Annotated in this window: 17 protein-coding genes; 15 read left to right on the top strand and 2 right to left on the bottom strand. The window is 37.6% G+C overall.

Annotated features, from left to right (window positions below; translation table 11 throughout):
• Positions 1-38: 38 nt before the first annotated feature.
• From FUA48_RS10130 to FUA48_RS10095, 8 genes are all read left to right on the top strand, one after another.
• Positions 39-2,840, top strand: a complete 2,802-nt coding sequence (locus FUA48_RS10130; RefSeq protein WP_240732444.1) for a helix-turn-helix and ligand-binding sensor domain-containing protein — start codon at positions 39-41, stop codon at positions 2,838-2,840.
• 234 nt (positions 2,841-3,074) lie between these two features.
• Positions 3,075-6,137, top strand: a complete 3,063-nt coding sequence (locus tag FUA48_RS10125) for a SusC/RagA family TonB-linked outer membrane protein (RefSeq protein WP_147583422.1) — start codon at positions 3,075-3,077, stop codon at positions 6,135-6,137.
• Between the two features lie 4 nt (positions 6,138-6,141).
• Positions 6,142-7,623, top strand: a complete 1,482-nt coding sequence (locus FUA48_RS10120) for a RagB/SusD family nutrient uptake outer membrane protein (protein ID WP_147583421.1) — start codon at positions 6,142-6,144, stop codon at positions 7,621-7,623.
• A gap of 12 nt (positions 7,624-7,635) precedes the next feature.
• Positions 7,636-9,186 (top strand): hypothetical protein, encoded by a 1,551-nt coding sequence (locus FUA48_RS10115; protein WP_147583420.1) that lies wholly within the window; start codon positions 7,636-7,638, stop codon positions 9,184-9,186.
• 10 nt (positions 9,187-9,196) lie between these two features.
• Positions 9,197-10,849, top strand: a complete 1,653-nt coding sequence (locus tag FUA48_RS10110; protein WP_147583419.1) for a family 16 glycosylhydrolase — start codon at positions 9,197-9,199, stop codon at positions 10,847-10,849.
• Between the two features lie 84 nt (positions 10,850-10,933).
• Positions 10,934-13,225 carry a beta-glucosidase BglX gene (gene bglX / locus FUA48_RS10105; RefSeq protein WP_147583418.1) on the top strand — a complete coding sequence of 764 codons (2,292 nt, stop codon included), beginning with the start codon at positions 10,934-10,936 and terminating at the stop codon, positions 13,223-13,225.
• A 7-nt stretch (positions 13,226-13,232) separates the two neighbouring features.
• Positions 13,233-14,012: a glycoside hydrolase family 16 protein gene (locus FUA48_RS10100; RefSeq protein WP_147583417.1), complete on the top strand. Its 780-nt coding sequence runs from the start codon at positions 13,233-13,235 to the stop codon at positions 14,010-14,012.
• Between the two features lie 90 nt (positions 14,013-14,102).
• Positions 14,103-15,782, top strand: coding sequence for a hypothetical protein (locus tag FUA48_RS10095; protein WP_147583416.1), 1,680 nt, complete (start codon positions 14,103-14,105; stop codon positions 15,780-15,782).
• 50 nt (positions 15,783-15,832) lie between these two features.
• Here FUA48_RS10095 and FUA48_RS10090 read toward each other — a convergent pair whose 3' ends face one another.
• Positions 15,833-16,246, bottom strand: a complete 414-nt coding sequence (locus FUA48_RS10090) for a DUF6691 family protein (RefSeq protein WP_147583415.1) — start codon at positions 16,244-16,246, stop codon at positions 15,833-15,835.
• 7 nt (positions 16,247-16,253) lie between these two features.
• Complete coding sequence (locus FUA48_RS10085) at positions 16,254-16,814, bottom strand: YeeE/YedE family protein (RefSeq protein WP_147583414.1); 561 nt, start codon at positions 16,812-16,814, stop codon at positions 16,254-16,256.
• Between the two features lie 112 nt (positions 16,815-16,926).
• Between FUA48_RS10085 and FUA48_RS10080 the strand changes: the two genes are divergently transcribed.
• The 7 genes from FUA48_RS10080 (at position 16,927) to FUA48_RS10050 (ending at position 21,380) form a co-directional block, all read left to right on the top strand.
• Positions 16,927-17,382 carry a 2-dehydro-3-deoxyphosphooctonate aldolase gene (locus FUA48_RS10080; protein WP_147583413.1) on the top strand — a complete coding sequence of 152 codons (456 nt, stop codon included), beginning with the start codon at positions 16,927-16,929 and terminating at the stop codon, positions 17,380-17,382.
• Between the two features lie 67 nt (positions 17,383-17,449).
• The gene (gene kdsA / locus FUA48_RS10075) at positions 17,450-18,268 is read left to right on the top strand and encodes a 3-deoxy-8-phosphooctulonate synthase (protein ID WP_129750108.1); all 819 of its coding nucleotides are present in this window, start codon (positions 17,450-17,452) and stop codon (positions 18,266-18,268) included.
• 29 nt (positions 18,269-18,297) lie between these two features.
• Positions 18,298-19,158, top strand: coding sequence for a hypothetical protein (locus tag FUA48_RS10070; RefSeq protein WP_147583412.1), 861 nt, complete (start codon positions 18,298-18,300; stop codon positions 19,156-19,158).
• Between the two features lie 133 nt (positions 19,159-19,291).
• Positions 19,292-19,897 carry a hypothetical protein gene (locus tag FUA48_RS10065; protein ID WP_147583411.1) on the top strand — a complete coding sequence of 202 codons (606 nt, stop codon included), beginning with the start codon at positions 19,292-19,294 and terminating at the stop codon, positions 19,895-19,897.
• Between the two features lie 2 nt (positions 19,898-19,899).
• Positions 19,900-20,196, top strand: a complete 297-nt coding sequence (locus FUA48_RS10060; RefSeq protein ID WP_129750105.1) for a winged helix-turn-helix domain-containing protein — start codon at positions 19,900-19,902, stop codon at positions 20,194-20,196.
• A gap of 53 nt (positions 20,197-20,249) precedes the next feature.
• Entirely contained in the window at positions 20,250-20,909 is a 660-nt protein-coding gene (locus FUA48_RS10055) for a DUF1361 domain-containing protein (RefSeq protein ID WP_147583410.1), read from the top strand.
• A 48-nt stretch (positions 20,910-20,957) separates the two neighbouring features.
• Positions 20,958-21,380 (top strand): hypothetical protein, encoded by a 423-nt coding sequence (locus tag FUA48_RS10050; protein ID WP_147583409.1) that lies wholly within the window; start codon positions 20,958-20,960, stop codon positions 21,378-21,380.
• The last annotated feature ends 324 nt before the right edge of the window (positions 21,381-21,704 follow it).

Below are 21,704 nucleotides of genomic sequence, written 5' to 3'. Positions count from 1 at the left end.
TATATTCGTAGTAAACAAACTAAACTCCCATTCCTTTCGTGAAAAAAATTACAATACTACTTCTGTTTTTTTATACCCTTACAGGATTTTGTCAGGACCTCCCTCCTATACTTAAATACAGCACAGGGATATATAATGCGGGTAACCAAAACTGGATGATTACCCAGGATAAAAACCATTATATGTATTTTGCCAACAATGGCGGACTACTGGAATATAATGGTACTGCCTGGACACTTTACCCCTCACCTAACGAAACAATTATAAGATCGGTTAAGGTAATAGGCGATAAAATCTATACCGGTTGCTATATGGAGTTTGGCTACTGGACCAGACAGGAAAACGGAAGCCTTACCTATACTTCTTTAAGCGAAAAGATAAAAAACAAGATACTGGATGACGAGCAGTTTTGGAATATTGCACAATATGACCATTGGGTAATATTTCAGTCATTAAACCAGATTTTTATTTACAACACCCAAAAACAGACTTATACTATCTTTAAACCGGAAACCGGGGTTAATAAAATATTCAGGGTTGGTAACAGGATATTTTACCAAACCTTTGGCACAGGGCTTTATGAAATAGAAAATGGTAAAAGCAGGCAGGTTGACACCAATCCGTTACTTACCGAAAACAAAATAATAAACATTTACCCTCATAACGAAGGCCTGCTTATACAAACGCAATACAACGGATTACTGGAATATAAGGATGGTAAAGTTACCAAATGGGTTACCGAGGCTGATGAAGAGCTAAAACTAAGCAGTATTTACAGCGGACAGAAGTTAAGTGACGGCAGTTTAGCATTGGGAACTGTATCTAATGGTATCTTTATTTTATCGCCACAAGGAAAAGTACGTTATCACATAACCCAAAACAAAGGACTTAGCAACAATACTGCCCTGTCTCTATATGAGGATGACGATAAAAATGTATGGATAGGACTTGATAACGGTATTAACTGCATTAACCTACAGTCGGCAGTAAGGAGCTTTGTAGACGATACCGGCTTTTTAGGTACCGTATATGCTTCGGCATTATACCACAACACACTATATATAGGCACAAATCAGGGGTTATTCTATAAAACGTACAGATCTAATGAGGAGTTTAAGTTTATACCCGGCACAAAAGGCCAGGTTTGGTCATTATATCAATATGATGACACTCTGTTTTGTGGTCACGATTCGGGAACATTTATTATTACAGGAAATCAGGCAAGGCAACTGTTTGCCGCATCAGGAACATGGAAATTTGAACCTCATCCTACCAATAAAAATATGTTGCTTCAGGGTAACTACTATGGTATATCAATACTGGAAAAAAATAACGGAAGCTGGAAGTTTAAAAACAAGATTGAAGGGTTTGACTATTCCAGCAGGTATTTCGCCCTTTTAGGGAATAATGAAATATACATAAGCCATGAATATAAAGGGGTATTCAGGATTAAAGTAAACAATACCTATACCCGTGTAGAAGATTCCGAAACCTATAAAACACCCGAGAAAGGTAAAAATGCGAGCTTGGCAAGGTTTAACAATACTATATACTATGCCTCTAAAGAAGGCTTTTATACGCTAAATCCTAAAAACAAAAAGTTTGAGAAAGATGAAAAGTTGTCTATGGTTTTCCGTCAGGACGAATACATGTCGGGAAAACTAATGCCGGATAAGTCTGGAAAACTTTGGTTCTTTACCAGAAACTATATCAATTATTTCTCTTCGGGGAAACTGACTACGGAGTTAAAGCAAAATGCCATAGCCATACCTTCGTCACTTACCAATTCAATGCTAGGCTTTGAAAACATTACCCAGATAAATCAAAGCGTATATCTGATTGGTACTACTGACGGGTATTATACCATAAACCTTAATGAACTTAATTTTAAGAGCAATACCGTTACAATAACAGGTATTACAGGAAATTCGCTCAACGAAAAGCCTTCTCCTGTTATTATAAACCAGGAAGGAGAGTTTAAATATGCCGAAAACAACCTCACCTTTTTCTATACCGTACCGGAATATAACAAATATGCCAATACCGAATTCCAGTTTATGCTGGAAGGAATGCAGAATGAATGGAGCGAATGGACCAACAAACCCGTTACCGCTTTTAAAAACCTGCCTGCTGGGAGTTATACTTTTAAGGTAAGGGCCAAAACAGGTAATTCAGTTTCTGTAAATACTGCTACGTATACTTTCATCATATTAAAACCATGGTATGCTACCAATTTTGCAATCATCTTATATATAATACTGGCTGTAATTGCCGCATATCTTATTAACAGGGCTTACAAAAACTATTACCAGAGACAGAGAGAAAAGCTTATTGAAGAAAACAACAGACTGCTTGAAATAAAAGAGCTTGAAAATGAGCAGGAGCTTATGAGAGTTAAAAACGAGCAGCTGGAGCAGGATTTTGAAAACAAGAACAGGGAGCTTGCGGTTTCTACCATGAACCTCATCAAGAAGAATGAACTACTTTCCATGATTAAGGAAGACTTAAAGAAAACAGGTACGGGAACCGACAGAAATATCAAATCGGTAATTACAACCATTAATAAGAACATTAATGAAGATGATACCTGGGATATGTTTAAGGAAGCATTTAATAATGCCGATAAAGATTTCCTTAAGAAGGTTAAATCCATTCATCCGTCATTAACACCTAACGATCTTCGATTATGTGCTTACCTCCGACTGAATTTATCATCAAAAGAGATAGCTCCCCTACTTAACATTTCTGTAAGAAGTGTGGAGATAAAACGATATCGTTTGCGCAAAAAAATGGACTTGCCTCACGAATTAGGGCTTGTTGAGTACATACTATCGCTCTAGTATACTACAACATTTTGCAAAATCACCTATACATTACCACAACAACAACGTTGTAAAGCAGTTTTCTTAAGATTTTTTTGAGCTGCTTAACTTAGTCTTAACACTCTGTATCAGACGAATATCATGGTAAAGGCCTAAGTTTTTTATGAATGTATAATTTTTGTTGAGGTTAATTTTATTCTTCGTAATTTATTGTGATATAATTTTAGATAATCACAAAAAACAATTTATTATATGAAGTCTAAATTACTCTTAATTGCTTTTATTCTGATTTCATCATTTTGCCATGCGCAGGATGTTGAGATTAAGGGTACAGTAAATGAAGCTGCCACCGGTTTGCCTATGCCCGGTGTTTACATCAGCGTAGAAAACAGCGAAGTTTCGACTGCTACGGACATCGATGGTAACTATATCATTAAAGCTCCTGTGGGTTCGAAACTTGTTTTTAGTTTTATAGGTTATGATACCATAATAAAAGATGTTACTGGAACCGGAAACATATCGGTTTCAATGACAGAAAACGCCAAAACCTTAGATGAAGTTGTAGTGATAGGTTATGGTACACAACGTAAAAAAGAAGTTACAGGTGCTGTAAGTGTTGTTAGCAGCAAAACACTGGAAGACATGAGACCCGTTAAAGTTGAACAGGCTTTACAGGGTACTGTAAGTGGTGTTAATGTTACAACACAATCGGGTAAACCGGGTGCTGCACTTGACGTAAGAATTAGAGGTATAGCCACTAACGGAGACAATGCACCATTAGTACTAATAGATGGTTATATAGGAAGCCTTAGTGATATTAATGCTACCGATATAGAAAACATTACAGTACTAAAAGATGCTCAGGCTGCTATTTATGGTACCAGCGGTGCAAATGGTGTTATACTTGTTACTACTAAAAAAGGAAAGAAAAACTCTAAAACATCGTTCTCTTATAACACGTACACAGGTTTCCAGGAAACTACAAGAAAACTTCCGTTGCTAAATGCTACAGAGTATGCTCTTTTATTAAACGAAAAGTATGCTAACGGAGGGCAGCCTATACCTTTCCCTAACGTATCTTCTCTAGGTGAAGGTACAGACTGGCAGGATGAAGTGTTTGACACAGGTGTTCCAATCATTAACCACGATCTTTCTATTGCAGGAGGTAGCGATAAAATTACTTATCGAGTGAGTGGCTCTCACCTTGACCAGGATGGTATTATAGGTGGAGACAAGTCGCATTTTGAGCGTAATACTGCCCGTATTTCATTAAATGCCGATTTAACCGAAAAACTTAAAATGTTCACTAACCTTATTTATCTTACTACAGATACACAAGGGTTTAACGAAAATGTATTGGGATCGGTATTATTCAATGCTATTAATACTCCTTCTATCTATACTCCCTATGATGCAAATGGTGACTTTACAGTATTACCAACAGGTAGTTCTACAATACCGGGAAGTAACCTTGGTAACGAGATAATTAACCCGCTTGCACAAATAGCTAACACTTATAATGATTACAACCTTAAGAAATTAAGCGGAACCTTTGGTGCTGATTATGAGGTAATCAAAAACCTTACTGTAACAGGTCGTGTAGGTTTTAACACACAAAACAGGGACGAGAGGATATTTAACAAACAAATATCTTACGGAGGTAAAGTATTTGATAATGTGAGAAGTACTGTAAACCAAAATGCTTTTGACGATAACGATTATACTTTTGATGCCTTTGCTACCTACAAATTATCTCTAAATGAAGCACATAACTTTACTGGTACTTTAGGTACAACCATATTTAAAACATGGGGTAAAGGTCTTTATGCTACTGGATTTGATGTGCCTAACAACTCTTGGGAGTTTGCCGACATAAACCTTACTACAGGATTTTCAGACAGCAAAACAGCCGGATCTTATTCTTACGATGACAGAAGAGTGTCATACTTTGGAAGAATTCAGTATGACTACAAAGGTAAATACCTTGTATCAGGTATGATTAGAAGGGATTCATCAACAAAATTCGGATCTAATAACCGTGTAGCTTACTTCCCATCAGTTACTGGAGGTTGGGTGCTTTCAGAAGAAAATTTCTTCAACAAAGAAAACGCTATTCTTAGCTTTGCAAAATTAAGAGCCAGTTACGGTGTACTTGGTAGTGACCGATTTGATTCTAATAAATATCTTGGCCTTTTAGATGGTGAAGCTACTTATATTTTTGGCGGGACATTAGTAAATGGTTTTGCTACAGGTGCATTACCTAACCCAAATCTTAAATGGGAAGAAGCAAGAAAACTGGATGTAGGTATTGACCTTAACTTCTTTAATGACAAACTGCAATTTGTAGCAGATTATTTTGAAGATACTAGAGCAAACCTTTTAATTCCCGGCATTCCTGTATCAGGTATATTAGGAACTTATGGTCCAGGCGGACAAAATCCTACTCTTAATGCAGGTACCGTTGTAAATAAAGGTGTTGAACTTGCCCTTACTTATGATAATACTATTGGAAACGATTTTCATATTAAAGCGAGCTATAATGTTACCTTTATAAACAATGAAGTTACCGAGGTAAAGAATGGTACCGGGTTTTATGGAGGCGGTGAGTTTGGTGTAGGCCAGCCACAACCTACGAGAATGGAAGTAGGACACCCAATGGGGTACTTCTACGGTTACCAAACAGATGGTATCTTCCAAAATGCTGACGAAGTAGCTGCCCATCCTGACCAATCGGCACTTGGCGCCCCTGCACAACCTGGTGATATCCGTTTTGTAGATACTAATGGTGATGGTGTGGTAAACGCTGATGACCGTACAGAAATTGGAGATCCTATTCCTGATGCAACTATGGGCTTTAACCTACAGTTAGATTATAAAGGATTTGACTTTGCCGTTTATACTTTTGCATCATTAGGCAACGATATGGTAAGAAACTATGAAAGAAACCTTACCGACGTAAACAGAATGAATTATACACTTAACCGTTGGACAGGCGAAGGTACAAGTAACAGTGTACCAAGAATGACTACAGCTGCAACTTCAAACAATGTTTTCTCTGATTTCTTTGTTGAAGATGCTTCATACCTTAGAATACAAAATGTTCAGTTAGGTTATACTATCAATCCTGACTTTACACAAAGAGCAGGTATTACTAAACTTAGATTATATGCAGGCGTTAATAACCTGTATACATTTACTAAATACAGTGGTTTTGATCCGGGTGCTTCCAGCGGTGCTCCGCTTTCATCAGGTATCGACTTTGGTTTCTACCCTGTTCCAAGAACATACTTAATTGGTTTAAACCTAAATTTCTAAAAAAATGAAAAGAAAAATTATCACAGCCTTTATGGCTTTCAGTATACTTGCAGTAACAAATATTTCCTGCAGCGACGACTTTTTAGAGAGAGCTCCTTTGTATAGTATTTCTTCAGACAATTACTTTAATTCTGAAGAAGATTACAACTATGCACTTATTGCGGCTTACGATATCCTTCAGTCATCTTATGTAAATGTTATTCTTGGTGAAATTGCCTCAGATAACACTTTATCGGGCGGTGAGAGCGCTAACGACGTTATTGGCTGGCAGCAGATAGATGAAATGACTCATACTCCGGTTAACTCTAACCTTAGGGATGTATGGAACTGGATGTTTGCTGGTGTAAACAGGGCAGCTTACATACTTGAATTTAAAGACAAAACCGATTTTGAAGGTAAAGCACAAATTATAGCAGAAGCCCGTTTTTTACATGCTTACTATAACTTTGAACTTTTAAAATGGTTTGGAGGTATTCCTCTTAAGGGAGACTCAAGATTTACCCTTGGAGATGAAAGCACTATACCAAGAGCCAGTACTGATGAAGTTTATGCTTCTATCATAAGTGATCTTGAAATGGCAATTGCAGACTTAGCTCCTACAGCACCTCAAACAGGCAGGGTAACTAAAGGAGCTGCACAGGCTCTTTTAGGAAAAGTTTACCTTTATAAAGGAGATTATGCATTAGCAGGCCCTATGCTTGAAAATGTAATAAACAGCGGAATGTATTCTCTTACACAAGGTGAAGACTACATGAACCTTTTTGAAGAACTTGGTGAAAATGGTCCGGAATCGGTATTTGAAGTACAGTATACTGATGTGGAAGGTGCAGGATTTGGCTGTCTTCAGTGTAGTGAAGGTAACGTAGCTGTTGGTTTTAGCGGGCCAAGAAACTATAACGGACCGGAATATACTTCAGGATTCAGTTTCAATGTTCCTACTGAAGAAGCTGCTTCAATATATGCTGCCGGCGACATGAGAAAAGATGTTACCATTCTTGATATGGTTGCATGGAACGCCGAAACAGGTGCTACTTATGGCCCTGGTTATAAAGACACAGGATACTTTAACAGAAAGTACATACCTAGAAAAAGAAGCGAACAGGCGGCGGGAGACTTAAACCTTACCAACCCTAATAACTATCGTGCTATACGTTATGCAGATGTACTGCTTATGGCTGCAGAGGCTTACAGCAGAACAGGCAACAGCGTTAAGGCGTTAGAGTATGTTAACGAAGTTAGGAGAAGAGCTTTTGGCGACCAGAATCATGATCTTGCAGGTGCAGGAGATGCGTTAACAAGCGCTATCCTAAACGAGAGAAGGCTTGAGCTTTTAGGTGAAGGACACCGTTTCTTTGACCTTGTAAGAACAGGACAGGCTTCAGGTACAATCCCTGGATTTACTGCTAATAAAAATGAAGTATTCCCTATTCCTATCGAAGAGATACAGTTCTCTAACGGACTGTGGGAACAAAATCCTAACTACTAATATGCTACTGATATGAAAAGTTTAAAATATATAATTACATTATTGTTTGTTACGGCGTTGTTTACAGCCTGTAACGATGATGAGTTTGATTCAGGATTTCTGGATAATGCTCCTGCACCTACTAACCTGTCGGCACTGTTTACCATTACTCAGGACAACACAGGTTTAGTAACCATACAGCCTAATGGCGAAGGTGTAGCTAATTACAGTATCTATTTTGGCGACGGTACACCGGATCCTGCAACAGTAACACCGGGACAAAAAGCCCAGCACAACTATGCAGAAGGTGTTTATGATGTAAAAATTGTAGGTAACGGTATTACCGGTAAGCAAACCGAAATAATCGAGCAGCTTACAGTAACTTTTGTTGCTCCAGAAAATCTTTCAGTAAACATTGCTACGGTAAACGGTGATCCTTTTACAATCAATGTATCTGCTACTGCCGATTATGAGACATTTTATGAAGTAACCTTTGGTGAAGACGAATCTGCAGCTCCTGTACAGTTTAACGAAGGAGATCAGGTATCATACACTTATTCTGACATAGGTACTTATGATGTTACTGTTACTGCCTTTAGTGGTGGTGCAGCTACAACAACAGTAACACAACAGGTTACTATAACCAACCCGTTATTATTACCTGTTGATTTTGAAAATTCAACCCTAAACTATGCGTTTGGCGATTTTGGTAACGCTACCACATCAGTTGTAGCAAACCCAGATCAGTCTGGCATCAATACAAGTACTATGGTTGGACAGCAGGTTAAAAATGCGGGAGCGGAAGTTTGGGCAGGTACTTCACTTGCACTTGACGCTCCTATAGACTTTGCTTCACTTAACCAGGTTAAGCTTAAAGTATGGTCTCCTGCTGCGGGAGTAACCGTTAAATTTAAAGTTGAAAACCTTGCTGACTCTAATATTAATTATGAAGTAGACCAGGTTACTACAACAGCTAACCAGTGGGAAGAACTTACTTACGACTTCTCTGCTATTGATACTAACAATGAATATGGCAGAATCGTACTGTTCTTTAACTTTGGGGTAAACGGTTCTGGTGAAACTTATTATTTCGATGACATTAAACTGGCAGCTCCGGCACAAGCAGTGGTTATTCCGTTAAACTTTGAGTATGACATTGAGTATACCTTTAACGGATTTGGTAATGCTTTTGGTGCAAAAGTGGCTAACCCGGATCAGTCTGGTATAAACACCAGCGGATTTGTAGGTCAGGTAGTTAAAAATAACGGAGCAGAAACATGGGCAGGTGTACATATGCCGCTTGTAGCTCCAATAGATTTCTCTACTCAGCAAAAAATAAAAATGAAAGTTTGGTCACCACAGGCAGGTATTACTGTTCTTTTAAAACTGGAAAACAACGGTGCTACAATAACTACAGAACTTCCTGCAACTACTACAGTAGCTAACCAGTGGGAAGAGCTTGTATATGACTTTACAGGAATAGATAATTCTGCAAACTTTCAAAACGTGGTTCTTTTCTTCGACTTTAACCAGCCGGGAACAGGTGCAACCTACTATTTTGATGATATAGAACTTACAAACTAAAAAATAGCTTATGAAAACATATATAACAAAATTAGGATTTCTGTTTGCCTTTGTAGCCGTGCTATGGGCATGTCAGGAAGACGATGCAACCTTTGGGGACATAACTGCCCCTACCAACCTAACGGTTGATTATGAAATTGCAGGCCAGGATGCCGAAAACCCTGACGGAGACGGATCGGGTATTGTAAACTTTACGGCTACTGCCGATAATGCAATCAGCTACAAATACCTTTTCAGCGACGGATCGTCAACTAACTCACCATCGGGTATAGTATCAAAAAGGTTTACTCAAAACGGAGTAAACACTTATACTGTAACAGTACTTGCTAACGGTACAGGTGGTGTAACAACATCTACAAGTTTTGAGGTTACTGTACTAAGTAACTTCTCTGATGACGAAGGTGTACAGTTACTAACAGGAGGAACATCAAAAGTATGGTACTGGTATGCTGCGGCTCCGGGCCATCTTGGTGTAGGCCCTAACGATACTTCAGACAATACAGGAGTACCTAGCTACTACGCTGCGGCGCCGTTTGAAAAAGCAGGAGATCCTGCCAGCAGCTGTTTGTATGAAAACGTATTAACATTCTCGCTTGATAACGGAATTATAAAATTCACGCTTGATAACGGCGGTAATACCTTCTTTAATGCTTCATTTAACAGTGTGGGTGGTAGTACATCTACAACAGACCAGTGTTCACCTTACGATACTTCAGGTCAAAAAGTGGTAAGCTTAGGCCCATCAAGCTCTCTTGTTCCTGATGATCAGAAAAGAGGTACTGTTATGGACTTTAGCGATGGTGGCTTTATGGGTTACTACATAGGTACTTCTACTTATGAAATACTTTCTATTACAGAAAACGAAATGCACGTTAGAGCCGTAATGGGTGGTAACGAAGCACTTGCATGGTACCATATCTTTACCACTACTCCTGTTGATGAGCAGGGTGGTAACGGAGGCGAAGAGCCTGATTATGATACTATTGTATGGTCTGACGATTTTGATACAGACGGTGCTCCTGATGCCAGCAAATGGACTATGGAACTAGGCAACGGATCAAACGGCTGGGGTAACAATGAACAACAATATTACCTTGCAGACAATGCAGTAGTAGAAGGCGGAATGCTTAAAATTACTGCTAAAGCAGAAAACTCTAACGGGTTTGATTACACTTCTGCAAGAATGAAAACAGAAGGAAAGTTTGATTTTACTTACGGTAAAGTAGAAATAAGGGCTAAACTGCCTACAGGTGGCGGTACATGGCCGGCATTATGGATGCTTGGATCTGACTATGCTACAAATGTGTGGCCAGGTTGTGGTGAAATAGATATCATGGAGCATGTGGGCAACCAGCAAAATACAATTCACGGTACGCTTCACTATCCGGGTAACTCGGGAGGAAATGGCAATACAGGTTCTACAACTGTAGCAGGAGTTTCAGATGAATTCCACATCTACAGTGCAATATGGAGTCCTACAAAAATAAGATTCTTTGTAGACGGTAATGAGTTCCACAGTTTTACTAACAGTAGCGAAACACCATTTAACAGCGATTTCTTCCTGATATTTAATGTGGCTATGGGCGGAAACTTTGGCGGAGAAATAGATTCTTCTTTTACCCAGTCTACAATGGAAGTTGATTATGTTAAGGTATATCAATAGTGTTTTTTCATAGTTAATTTACTTCATAGTAACTGAAAGGCCGGTACGGCCGGCCTTTCTTTATACTAATCATACAATCTCATAATGAAATTTAATTTACCAAAATATGTTTTGGCAGCCACCCTTATTGCCATAGGCTGCGGTACTGCTAAACAGGATATGGTTTCCGTAAAGGAAAAACAATTGCCCATAGACCGCAAAGTAGATTCGGTTCTTAACCTAATGACCCTTGAGGAAAAAATAGGCCAGATGAACCAGTACAACGGTTTTTGGAACGTTACCGGCCCTGCTCCTAAAGATGGCGATGCTGCCATAAAATATGAGCACATTAAAAAAGGCTGGGTAGGCTCTATGCTAAATGTAAGGGGTGTAAAAGACGTTAGGGCATTACAAAAAATTGCCGTAGAAGAAACAAGGCTGCGAATACCTGTTATTTTTGGCTACGATGTTATTCACGGATACAAAACTATAAGCCCTATTCCGCTTGCCGAAGCTGCCAGCTGGGATATGGAAGCTATAGAAAACTCTGCTGCCATTGCCGCTGCCGAAGCTGCAGCATCGGGACTTAACTGGACGTTTGCCCCAATGGTAGATGTAACACGCGATGCCCGCTGGGGGCGTGTTATGGAAGGCTCTGGTGAAGACACTTATCTGGGTAGCGCTATAGGCGTTGCAAGGGTAAAAGGCTTTCAGGGTGATTTAGGAGAATTAAATGTTGCGGCCTGCGTTAAGCATTTTGCCGGTTATGGATTTGCCGAATCAGGTAGAGACTATAATACCGTAGATGTAAATAAAAACACCTTACACAACATCATCCTCCCCCCTTTTAAGGCAGCTGCCGATGCAGGGGCACTTACATTTATGAACTCTTTTAACGATCTTGACGGAATACCTGCCACAGGAAATGCATACCTGCAAACAGAAGTCCTTAAAAAAGAATGGGACTTTAAAGGTTTTGTGGTTTCAGACTGGGGTTCTATGGGAGAGATGGTTAATCACGGCTATGCCGAAAACCTGAAACAGGCTGCACAATTTGCTGCCAATGCAGGATCTGACATGGATATGGAATCTCATGGCTATGTAGAATATTTAGCACAACTGGTTAAAGAAGGAAAAGTATCGGAAGAAAAAATAAACGATGCCGCACGACGTATACTTAGGGTTAAGTTTCAGCTAGGCCTATTTGACAACCCTTATAAATACTGCGACGAAGCACGTGAAAAAGCCACTGTTGGCAAAAAAGAATTCCACGACGGAGTGCTGGATATGGCAAAAAAATCCATCGTGCTGCTTAAAAACGAAAACAATGTACTCCCTTTAAAAAAACAGGGACAAAAGATAGCTGTTATCGGGGCACTGGCTACCGATAAAACGAGTCCGCTTGGAAGCTGGAGAATAGGCGCCGATGATGGTACAGCCGTATCGGTTATGGAAGGGCTTGAACAATACAAAGGCAATGAACTGGTATATGCAAAGGGTGCTGATGTTGCATTGGGCACCCCTGCATTTACCGTTGAGACAAAAATAAACATGACCGACAAAAGCGAGTTTGAAGCAGCTGTTAATGCTGCTAAAAATGCCGATGTGGTTATTATGGTGCTTGGTGAACACGGTTTGCAGACAGGCGAAGGAAGAAGCCGTACCGATTTAGGTTTACCGGGTGTACAGCAAGAATTGCTGGAAACAGTACACAAAACCAATCCAAACATTGTTCTGGTTTTAACCAATGGCAGGCCGCTCGCCATAACATGGGCTGATAAAAATATCCCTGCCATTGTTGAAGCCTGGCACTTAGGTACCGAAAGCGGTAATGCTATAGCTCAGGTATTGTATGGTGATTATAACCCAAGTGGTAAGCTTCCTATGAGCTTTCCCAGAGTTGTAGGGCAAATGCCTTTATACTACAACCACAAAAGCACAGGCAGGCCAAACTATAATGGCGGAGACAGTGTTTTCTGGTCGCATTATACAGATGAGAGCAACGACCCGCTATATCCGTTTGGTTACGGCTTAAGCTACACTACTTTTAAATACAGTAACCTAAGGCTTAGTAATAAAGCACTTAACGCTAACGGAAACATAACCGTAAGCATTGATGTTACTAATACCGGAAAAACAGATGGTAAAGAAGTGGTGCAAATGTACCTACAGGATTTATTCGGATCGGTAACAAGGCCGGTTAGGGAACTTAAAGGTTTTGAACTTACCGAGATTAAAGCCGGAGAGACAAAGACCGTAAGCTTTGAGATTAACAAAAAGACAATTGAATTTTATACTGCAAACAACAGATGGGAGGCTGAGCCGGGAGACTTTAAGGTTTATGTAGGCGGAGACTCTAAAGCATCGCTGGAGGCAGGTTTTACTTATTCTAATTAGAAAATTTATGAAGAAACTATCATTCCTTTTCCTTATAACCGCTGCTTTTGTTTCCTGTAGTGAAAGCAAAAAAGAAAATGAGCGCGAACTGCTGTGGGAAGAAAATTTTGACGGTACTGCCCTTAACGAAACAGTATGGAATTATGAGCTTGGCGACGGCTGCCCTAACATTTGTGGCTGGGGTAATAATGAGCGCCAGGTATATACCAAAACCAATCACAGGGTAGAAAACGGTAATCTTATAATTACCGCAAAAAAAGAAAATGATTCTACTTATACCTCAACCCGCTTAACCACAAAGGGTAACAAAGAATTTAAGTACGGTTATATAGAAGCAAGAGCAAAAATTCCTACAGGAAACGGAATTTGGCCCGCTTTTTGGATGCTAGGTTCTAACATTGGTGAAGTAGGCTGGCCAATGGCCGGCGAGATTGACATTTTGGAGTATGTGGGTAAAGAGCCGCATATGGCTTTTACATCTTTACATACACAGGATAGTCATGGTAACACCATTAATACAAAGAAAACAGAAATTAAAGATATAGAGCAGGGTTTTCATACCTATGCAATAGACTGGACAGAAGACTTTATTGAGTTTTTTGTAGATGGCAATTCGGTTTACAAGTTTGTACCGAAAAACAAAACCCAGGAGGTTTGGCCCTACAACCAGCCTTTTTACTTTTTAGTGAATGTAGCCGTTGGAGGAAACTTTGGCGGGCCTGAAGTAGACGACAGCATTTTCCCTCAGGAGTATGTAATAGACTACATTAAGGTATATTCAAATTGATTTTTTAGTTTATGTTTGAGTTAGTTAGTTAAAAAAAAGGACGCTTATAGCGTCCTTTTTTGTTTACCTTTATATACTAAACTTTTTAATTTGAAAACTCAACTTATATCTCGTATATCTTACAAGCAGGTTTTTAAAGAAGAAACGAAAATTGAGACCTTATTAAATAACATAAATATTCTTCAATCTTTAGAAATACTAGCTATAATTAATAAATATGAATACAAAATCAATTTTAAGTCAGACTCAGAATTAGTTTTTATTTTACATCATTGGATAACAAATTCAAATATTGAGCTTAAAAAAAAGATAACCAAATGTTATTATAATTTAGTAGATTCTACCTCAATATTAAATAAAGACTTTAGCTCAGTTAAAATAATTAATCATTTTGCTACTTTAAGATGTATTGAGATTTTATTATTTCATTTAAAATCTACAGAAAACAAAAAAATTGATGCCATTGAAAACAATGAAAATTTACTAAAACTTTATCTATTAGTAAATGATGAAATTGGAGAAAGACAAGATTTAGTATTTAAAAAATGGTATGATGAAAATTTAAATGAATTCAACGAAGTTAGATTACATCTATTCATGGGTTTAACACATGTACAGACATCTAATAATTATTTTTCACAACACTTTATACCAGAAATATTAAAATTTATTGAATTTGAAAAATGGCTAAGAGAAAATCAAAGTTATACAAAAATGGTGACTGAGTATTTTAAAAGTATGGGATTAAGTGGTTGGAATGATTATTTCAAAAAAGTTTATGATATAAACAAAGCTGCTATTGACCATCATAAAATCACTTTTGAAGATACCTCTTATAATAGCTTACTTACATTTTTTTCTGAAAGAGAAGAAATAAACTACGAGTGGAATGAATTAAAAAATCTACAAAAAAGACCAATTTTAAAAATCAAAGAAGAATATTTGATTCTTGACTTAGTTTTTTTACTTAATAAATTTTTCAGCGGAATATACCATGATCTAATTGAAATAAGCCAAAACACTTACAAAAATAATTTCCATCAAGAATATAATACAAAATTCATTGAAAAGCATTTATTAATTAATTCAATAAAAGCTGTATTTAAAAACTCGCATATACAATTCGCAGAAGAAAACATTAAAAGTTTTAAAATAAAGAATATAAATAATATATCTCTTCCTGATTATTACATTAGAAATGGCAACAAATTATTCTTGTTTGAATGTAAAAACTCATTCCTTTCAATAAAGAATAAAAAAGATTTAGACTTTGAATTGATTGAAAAAGAGATAAAAGAAAAATTTTATGAAACAGGAGATAAGAAAAAAGCCGTAAAGCAACTGATCAATTTTATTTTAAATTCAGAAACAGGTAAATATTCTTTCTTTGACGAGAAGAAAAAAGATAAAAATGCAAAATACTTTCCAATATTAATAACTACCGACCACACTTTAAACTTTATTGGGTTTAATAAACTTTTAAATGAATATTTTAATACTGAATTAAATAAACTTGAGTATGATCTAAAAAAAAGAATATATCCTTTAACCATTATTCATATTGATGACTTATTAAATTATAATGAATTAATCAAAAAACTTGATATATTTATTTTAGATTATCATCGATTTACTTCTAATACGAAAAATAGATTTGACGTTATGATATCTTTTAGTGATTATCTAAAACATTTCAAACTTAAAGACAAAGAATTACTCAGAAAAAAAAGCATAGAACATATCCTTAAAGATTCAATTATATTAAAATAAAAAGCCTTCATTAATGAAGGCTTTTTATTTTAAATCTTAAATTACATTAATTAATGAGGCAATTTATTTCTTAATACACCATAAAGGTAAGTACCTACAAGAGCACCAAGCAGCACTACCCCTATTCCGTAAAAACCTGCACCTATAAGTATGAATATAGGGCCCGGGCAGGTACCTATAAGTCCCCATCCTAAACCAAAAAGTATACCCCCTACCATATAGTTGGTAAAACCTTTTTCCTTATCGGCAATTACAATAGGCTGTCCTGTCGTATCTTTTACATTGTTGCGCTTTATTATTTGTATGCCCACTACCCCAACTACTACGGCAGTCATTATTATCCCAAACATATGGAACGACTGAAAGTGGAACATTTCATAAATACGGTACCATGACACAGCTTCAGATTTTGTAAGTACGATACCAAATACTAAACCTACCAGTAAATATTTTAAGAACTTCATGTTTCGTTTAGTTTAAAATTAATGGTAAAAGCAGCCACGACATAATAAGGCCACCTATAAAAAATCCGATAACTGCAATAAGCGAAGGTATTTGCAGATTACTTAATCCTGATATGGCATGTCCGGATGTACATCCTCCAGCATAACGGGTACCAAAACCCACCAGTATACCTCCTAGTAAAAGTATGGCAAGTATTTTAGGTGATTGTAAAGCTTCCGGGCTTGTTAGGGCATCGGGTAATAACTTACCCTGCGGCTCGTCTATATTCATCTGCCTAAGCTCCACAAGAGTTTGCGGATTAAGGTTTACACCGCTTCCGTCACTTAGGTAATGTGTAGCTATAAATCCGCCCAGCATGGCGCCAAGTACCACAGTAAGGTTCCAGCGTTGCGATTTCCAGTCGAAGTTAAAGAACTCAGCTGTTTTTCCTGCCCCCATTGCCGAACACATAGTGCGCAGGTTAGACGACATACCGAAGTTTTTTCCAAACAAAATAAGCGACAGCATTACTGCCCCAATTAAAAGACCGGATACATACCACGGCCAGGTACCATAAAAACTATACATAATGGTGGTTTTTCAAAATTTTTACAAAAATAGCAATTTAGGATTAACACTTTCCGTTAACTACGTGAAACAAAAATTTCTTTTAACTTTGAAGTGCATTTCAACTATACTCATGAAAAAAATACTTTTCTCTATACTGGTACTAACCCTTGCCACATCGTGCATAAGTACCAGAAACACCATAAAAAATATTGACAACGACGCCAGGATGCCTAATGTTACCCGAGAGCAGGCTTTTATAATTACAGAAACCGCTAAAGATAACAAGTATGGTTACAATCAGGACTGGCCTGTTAATCTCGGTTTTATGTCCATACAAACGGCCGAAATAAACGTAAAGCGCTTTTTTAATGCGCTTACAGGACCTAAAGGAGAAAAGCTTACCTATACAAAAACCGACAGCTGCTGCCCCTTCCCTTCTGAAAGGAACAATATGGGTGCAGGGCTTCTTGATATTTATGAAGTGACCTGGGAAGGACTTGCCCAGCCTAAAATAATATACATAAACCTTTATGAAAAAGGTGCAGTTATGGCACCCGCCGGATTTGGCATAAAAGAACAGAAATAACCATAAAAGCCTTAGTGTACTACTAAGGCTTTTATTTTTTATCTTTGCACCACAAATTACAGTATCTATGAACTTACAAAATATACCTCAGATAAAACATACCGATAGCGGCAACTTTTTCCTTCTTGCAGGCCCTTGTGCCATTGAAGGTGAAGAAATGGCGTTAAGGATAGCTGAAAAACTTGTTTCGGTAACCGACAGGCTACAGATACCTTATGTATTTAAAGGCTCGTTTAAAAAGGCTAACCGTTCCAGAATTGACAGCTTTACGGGAATTGGAGACGAAAAAGCACTTAAAATACTTCAAAAAGTATCGCAGACTTTTGGTGTTCCAACCGTTACCGATATTCACGAAAATGAAGACGCAGCAAAAGCTGCCGAGTATGTTGATGTACTGCAGATTCCTGCTTTTTTAGTTCGCCAGACTGACCTTGTGGTTGCTGCTGCCGAAACCGGAAAGACAGTAAACCTTAAAAAAGGCCAGTTTATGAGCCCTGAAAGTATGAAACATGCTGTACAGAAGGTGTTGGATTGTAATAACGAAAATGTAATGGTAACCGACAGGGGAACTATGTTTGGCTATCAGGACATGATTGTTGATTATAGAGGCATTCCTACTATGAAACAGTTTGCCACTACCGTTCTGGATGTTACGCATTCCCTACAGCAGCCTAATCAAACTATCGGTGTGACCGGTGGCAGGCCTGACATGATTGAAACCGTAGCCAAAGCAGGTATTGCTGTTGGTGTAGACGGTATTTTTATTGAGACACACTTTGATCCTGCAAACGCTAAGAGCGACGGTGCTAATATGCTGCACCTTGATTATTTTGAAGGTTTGATGGAAAAGCTGGTAGCGATCAGAAAAACTATCAATAACTTTTAACAAACACATTTTTTATTTAATTTTTTATCGTGAAACAACCATTTTTATTGGTTGTACTATCTTTTTGTGTTTTTTCACAGTACACCTTTGCACAGGAAACAACTAATGCCCCTGAAAAATACACAGCACACAACAAAGGAAAGTTTTTTGTCCTTTGGGGAGGAAATAGAGAATCCTACTCAAAATCTGATATTAATTTTTCCGGACCCGGGTACAACTTTACCCTAAATGATGTAGAAGCGCATGACAAGCCTAAAGGATGGCATGTAGACTACGTAAACCCAACCAAAATGACCATACCTCAAACCAATTTGCGTGTGGGTTATTTTATAAGCGATCATTACAGCATTTCACTTGGTATAGACCATATGAAATATGTTATGACCCAAAATCAGGTAACAAACATTAACGGTTATGTTGATATGGACCCAAGTCAGCCGGGAGCTGCTTTTAATGGTATTTATAACAATGTGCCTATTACGCTTACCGAAGATTTTTTAACCTTTGAACATACTGATGGTTTAAATTACGTTAACGTAGAATTTGCCCGTGTTGATGATATCTCTAAATACTTAGGTATAACCAACACCGATAAGTTTCAGGTTAATGTTACCGAAGGTTTAGGCGGTGGTATTCTATATCCTAAAACAAACGCTAAAGTACTTGGTATGGAGAGGCACGATGATTTTCATATATCAGGTTATGGCGTGGCAGCAAAAGCCGGTATTAACCTTACCTTCTTTAAATACTTCTTTATACAGGGAGAGTTTAAAAGCGGTTATATAGATATGCATGATATTCGTACGACCTATTCGGGTGCAGACAGAGCCTCACAGCATTTTTCTTTCTTTGAAAGAATTGTAGCCGTAGGCGGCATCTTTAGAATCTAAAAAGAAAAACACACAAAAAGCGCCCTAAATAGGGCGCTTTTTTTATACCACTTCCCTATCATTTATTTTTTCTGAAAAAAATATTGCAGGATTGAAAAATTATAACTTACTTTGTTTTTCAAAGTACTTTACTATGGATAATTACTTAAAGGATATACAGGACATAAAAGAGATGATGAACAGATCTTCTCAGTTCCTGTCACTAAGCGGACTTTCGGGAATATTAGCAGGTGTTTATGCACTGGCAGGAGCTTTTGCCGTTAAACAGGTTTATAATGAAAACTATCGTAAGCATATTACTCTTGAAAGTTATGCCTTTAAGCAGATAGTGTTTATAGCATTGGCTGTTCTTGTGTTATCGGTTACTACAGCAATTATCCTTACCTATAAAAAAACAAGGAAAGATGGCGAGACAATGTGGAATGCAACGTCTAAAAGGCTTTTACTAAATTTCCTTATCCCCCTATGCACGGGAGGCATATTTGGATTACTTTTGTTAAAAAACGGATACTATGGAATTATAGCCCCCGTAATGCTTATTTTTTACGGACTTAGCCTTATCAATGCAAGTAAATATACAGTAAGGGATGTACGCTATCTTGGTATGATTATAGTAGTTATCGGCCTCTTCTCTACTGCATATATGGGATACGGACTAGAGTTTTGGGCATTAGGTTTTGGGGTATGTCATATAATATACGGCACGTTCATGCACTTTAAGTATGACCGAAAAAAATAAGATTGAAGAATATTTTACAACATATAAATAAGGCTTTCGACCACAGGATACGTCTCGGCATCATGTCGATACTTATGGTGAACGAGTATGCCGATTTCAATACGCTTAAAGAACTGTTAGGTGTTACCGATGGTAACCTGGCCAGCCATGCCAAAGCCCTTGAAGGGGAAAAATACATTACTATAGAAAAACAGTTTATTGGCAAAAAACCAAACACACGCTATATAGCTACTAAAGAAGGCCGTAAAGCCTTTAAAGATCATATAGATGCTCTTGAAAAACTGATACAAAAAGGCTAGCAAAATTTTTTATACTTAAACTTTGAATTTCAAAGTACTTTAAATTAGTAAATATGAAAACAATAAAAACAGCAATCAACGAACAGTTTAGGCACAATGGTATATTAATAGCCATGGGATGCTTTGCAGTATGCCTCCTTTTAACCCGGTTGGTTATAACACATTCGGCATTTTATTTCTTTTTGATATGGAATATTTTTTTAGCCTATATACCATTAGCATTAACAGGACACATGATAGACAGGCCTCACCTTATAGAAAAGAAGTTGTATTTCTGGCTGCTCTTTTTTGCCTGGCTCATGTTCCTGCCTAATGCGCCTTACATCATTACCGATTTTATCCACTTAAAAAGGGAAAGCACTGTACCGGTTTGGTTTGATGTGCTGTTACTGATAAGCTTTTCATTAAGTGGATTATTATTCGGCATCAAATCGATGAAGCATATGTTTTATATGCTGGCAGTTAGGTTGAATTACTTTGCTGTTTGGGTAGCAATGCTGGTAATAAGCTTCCTTACCGGATTTGGTATTTATCTGGGTCGCTTTTTACGCTACAACAGCTGGGATGTACTACACAGGCCTTTTCAAATTTTAGCATCGGTTTTTGAAAGCCTTACTACCTACCCTGACTGTAAAACATCATGGGGAATGACACTTGGTTTCGGGATATTCATGTTCCTGGCCTTTATTATGCATCCAGATCTAGAAGATTAAAAAAAATTTATCAATACACTTTGAAATTCAAAGTAAAAAACAAAAGCTATGACACTCGTAACAACAATAATAAGACATTTTGAAAGGCCAAAATCAAACCTGACTCTGGAAGACCTTATCACCTACCCTCAGGACACATTAGGAAATCAGCTAGGTAAGTTTTTATTCAACAACAGCTATGAACAGGAACCGATTCCTGAGAAAGAAGACATCTATCGCCTGCTTATTACAAAAGAGGTTAGCAATACTGAAGAAGTTGCCATGTACTGCTATCTGTTTGGCAACGGAGACAAAAGCCTGCAAACTGTTTTCAGTATAGTTACAGGCACATTATTGTACCCTCATTATATACAATACTTCTATAAAAGATACAAAGACGGCAAAAGAGCATTTCGCTTTTATGACCTGGACTGCTTTAAAATGCTTCACCTCCCGGTTAACAAAATAAAAGATGCCTTTTTAATACAGTAACCATGACCAAACCACCCATTAAAGCCATAATAATTTTAATACTGCCGGTAGCTGTCCTTACCACAGTTTTAAGCATGGGCACTCCCCTGTTATTTTATTCACTACAAATCGATAAAGTTAGTTTTAGTAATCAATACTATGGTGGATTTATTTCAGGGGTTGCCATACTTAATTTGCTGGCAGTATTATTTCTTTTAATATTCTCGTCGTTTTACAGGCCAACGACAAGCCTATGGCGGTATATACTCACTGTAGCCAATATACCTCCGGCTATTATATACATTATTTACTTTTCATCAACTCTCCCTATAAAACTATAAGATT

Source organism: Flavobacterium alkalisoli, assembly GCF_008000935.1.
GTDB lineage: Bacteria > Bacteroidota > Bacteroidia > Flavobacteriales > Flavobacteriaceae > Flavobacterium > Flavobacterium alkalisoli.
Note: the sequence above shows the minus strand (reverse complement) of the source record. Positions and strands in the feature narration are given on the sequence as shown.

Bases quoted from the DNA above. Each gene is read 5' to 3' on its own strand.
- FUA48_RS10125 (WP_147583422.1), top strand. From the start codon at position 3,075: ATGAAGTCTAAATTACTCTTAATTGCTTTTATTCTGATTTCATCATTT.
- FUA48_RS10120 (WP_147583421.1), top strand. From the start codon at position 6,142: ATGAAAAGAAAAATTATCACAGCCTTTATGGCTTTCAGTATACTTGCA.
- FUA48_RS10115 (WP_147583420.1), top strand. From the start codon at position 7,636: ATGAAAAGTTTAAAATATATAATTACATTATTGTTTGTTACGGCGTTG.
- FUA48_RS10110 (WP_147583419.1), top strand. From the start codon at position 9,197: ATGAAAACATATATAACAAAATTAGGATTTCTGTTTGCCTTTGTAGCC.
- bglX (WP_147583418.1), top strand. From the start codon at position 10,934: ATGAAATTTAATTTACCAAAATATGTTTTGGCAGCCACCCTTATTGCC.
- FUA48_RS10100 (WP_147583417.1), top strand. From the start codon at position 13,233: ATGAAGAAACTATCATTCCTTTTCCTTATAACCGCTGCTTTTGTTTCC.
- FUA48_RS10090 (WP_147583415.1), bottom strand. From the start codon at position 16,246: ATGAAGTTCTTAAAATATTTACTGGTAGGTTTAGTATTTGGTATCGTA.
- FUA48_RS10085 (WP_147583414.1), bottom strand. From the start codon at position 16,814: ATGTATAGTTTTTATGGTACCTGGCCGTGGTATGTATCCGGTCTTTTA.
- FUA48_RS10080 (WP_147583413.1), top strand. From the start codon at position 16,927: ATGAAAAAAATACTTTTCTCTATACTGGTACTAACCCTTGCCACATCG.
- kdsA (WP_129750108.1), top strand. From the start codon at position 17,450: ATGAACTTACAAAATATACCTCAGATAAAACATACCGATAGCGGCAAC.
- FUA48_RS10065 (WP_147583411.1), top strand. From the start codon at position 19,292: ATGGATAATTACTTAAAGGATATACAGGACATAAAAGAGATGATGAAC.
- FUA48_RS10055 (WP_147583410.1), top strand. From the start codon at position 20,250: ATGAAAACAATAAAAACAGCAATCAACGAACAGTTTAGGCACAATGGT.
- FUA48_RS10050 (WP_147583409.1), top strand. From the start codon at position 20,958: ATGACACTCGTAACAACAATAATAAGACATTTTGAAAGGCCAAAATCA.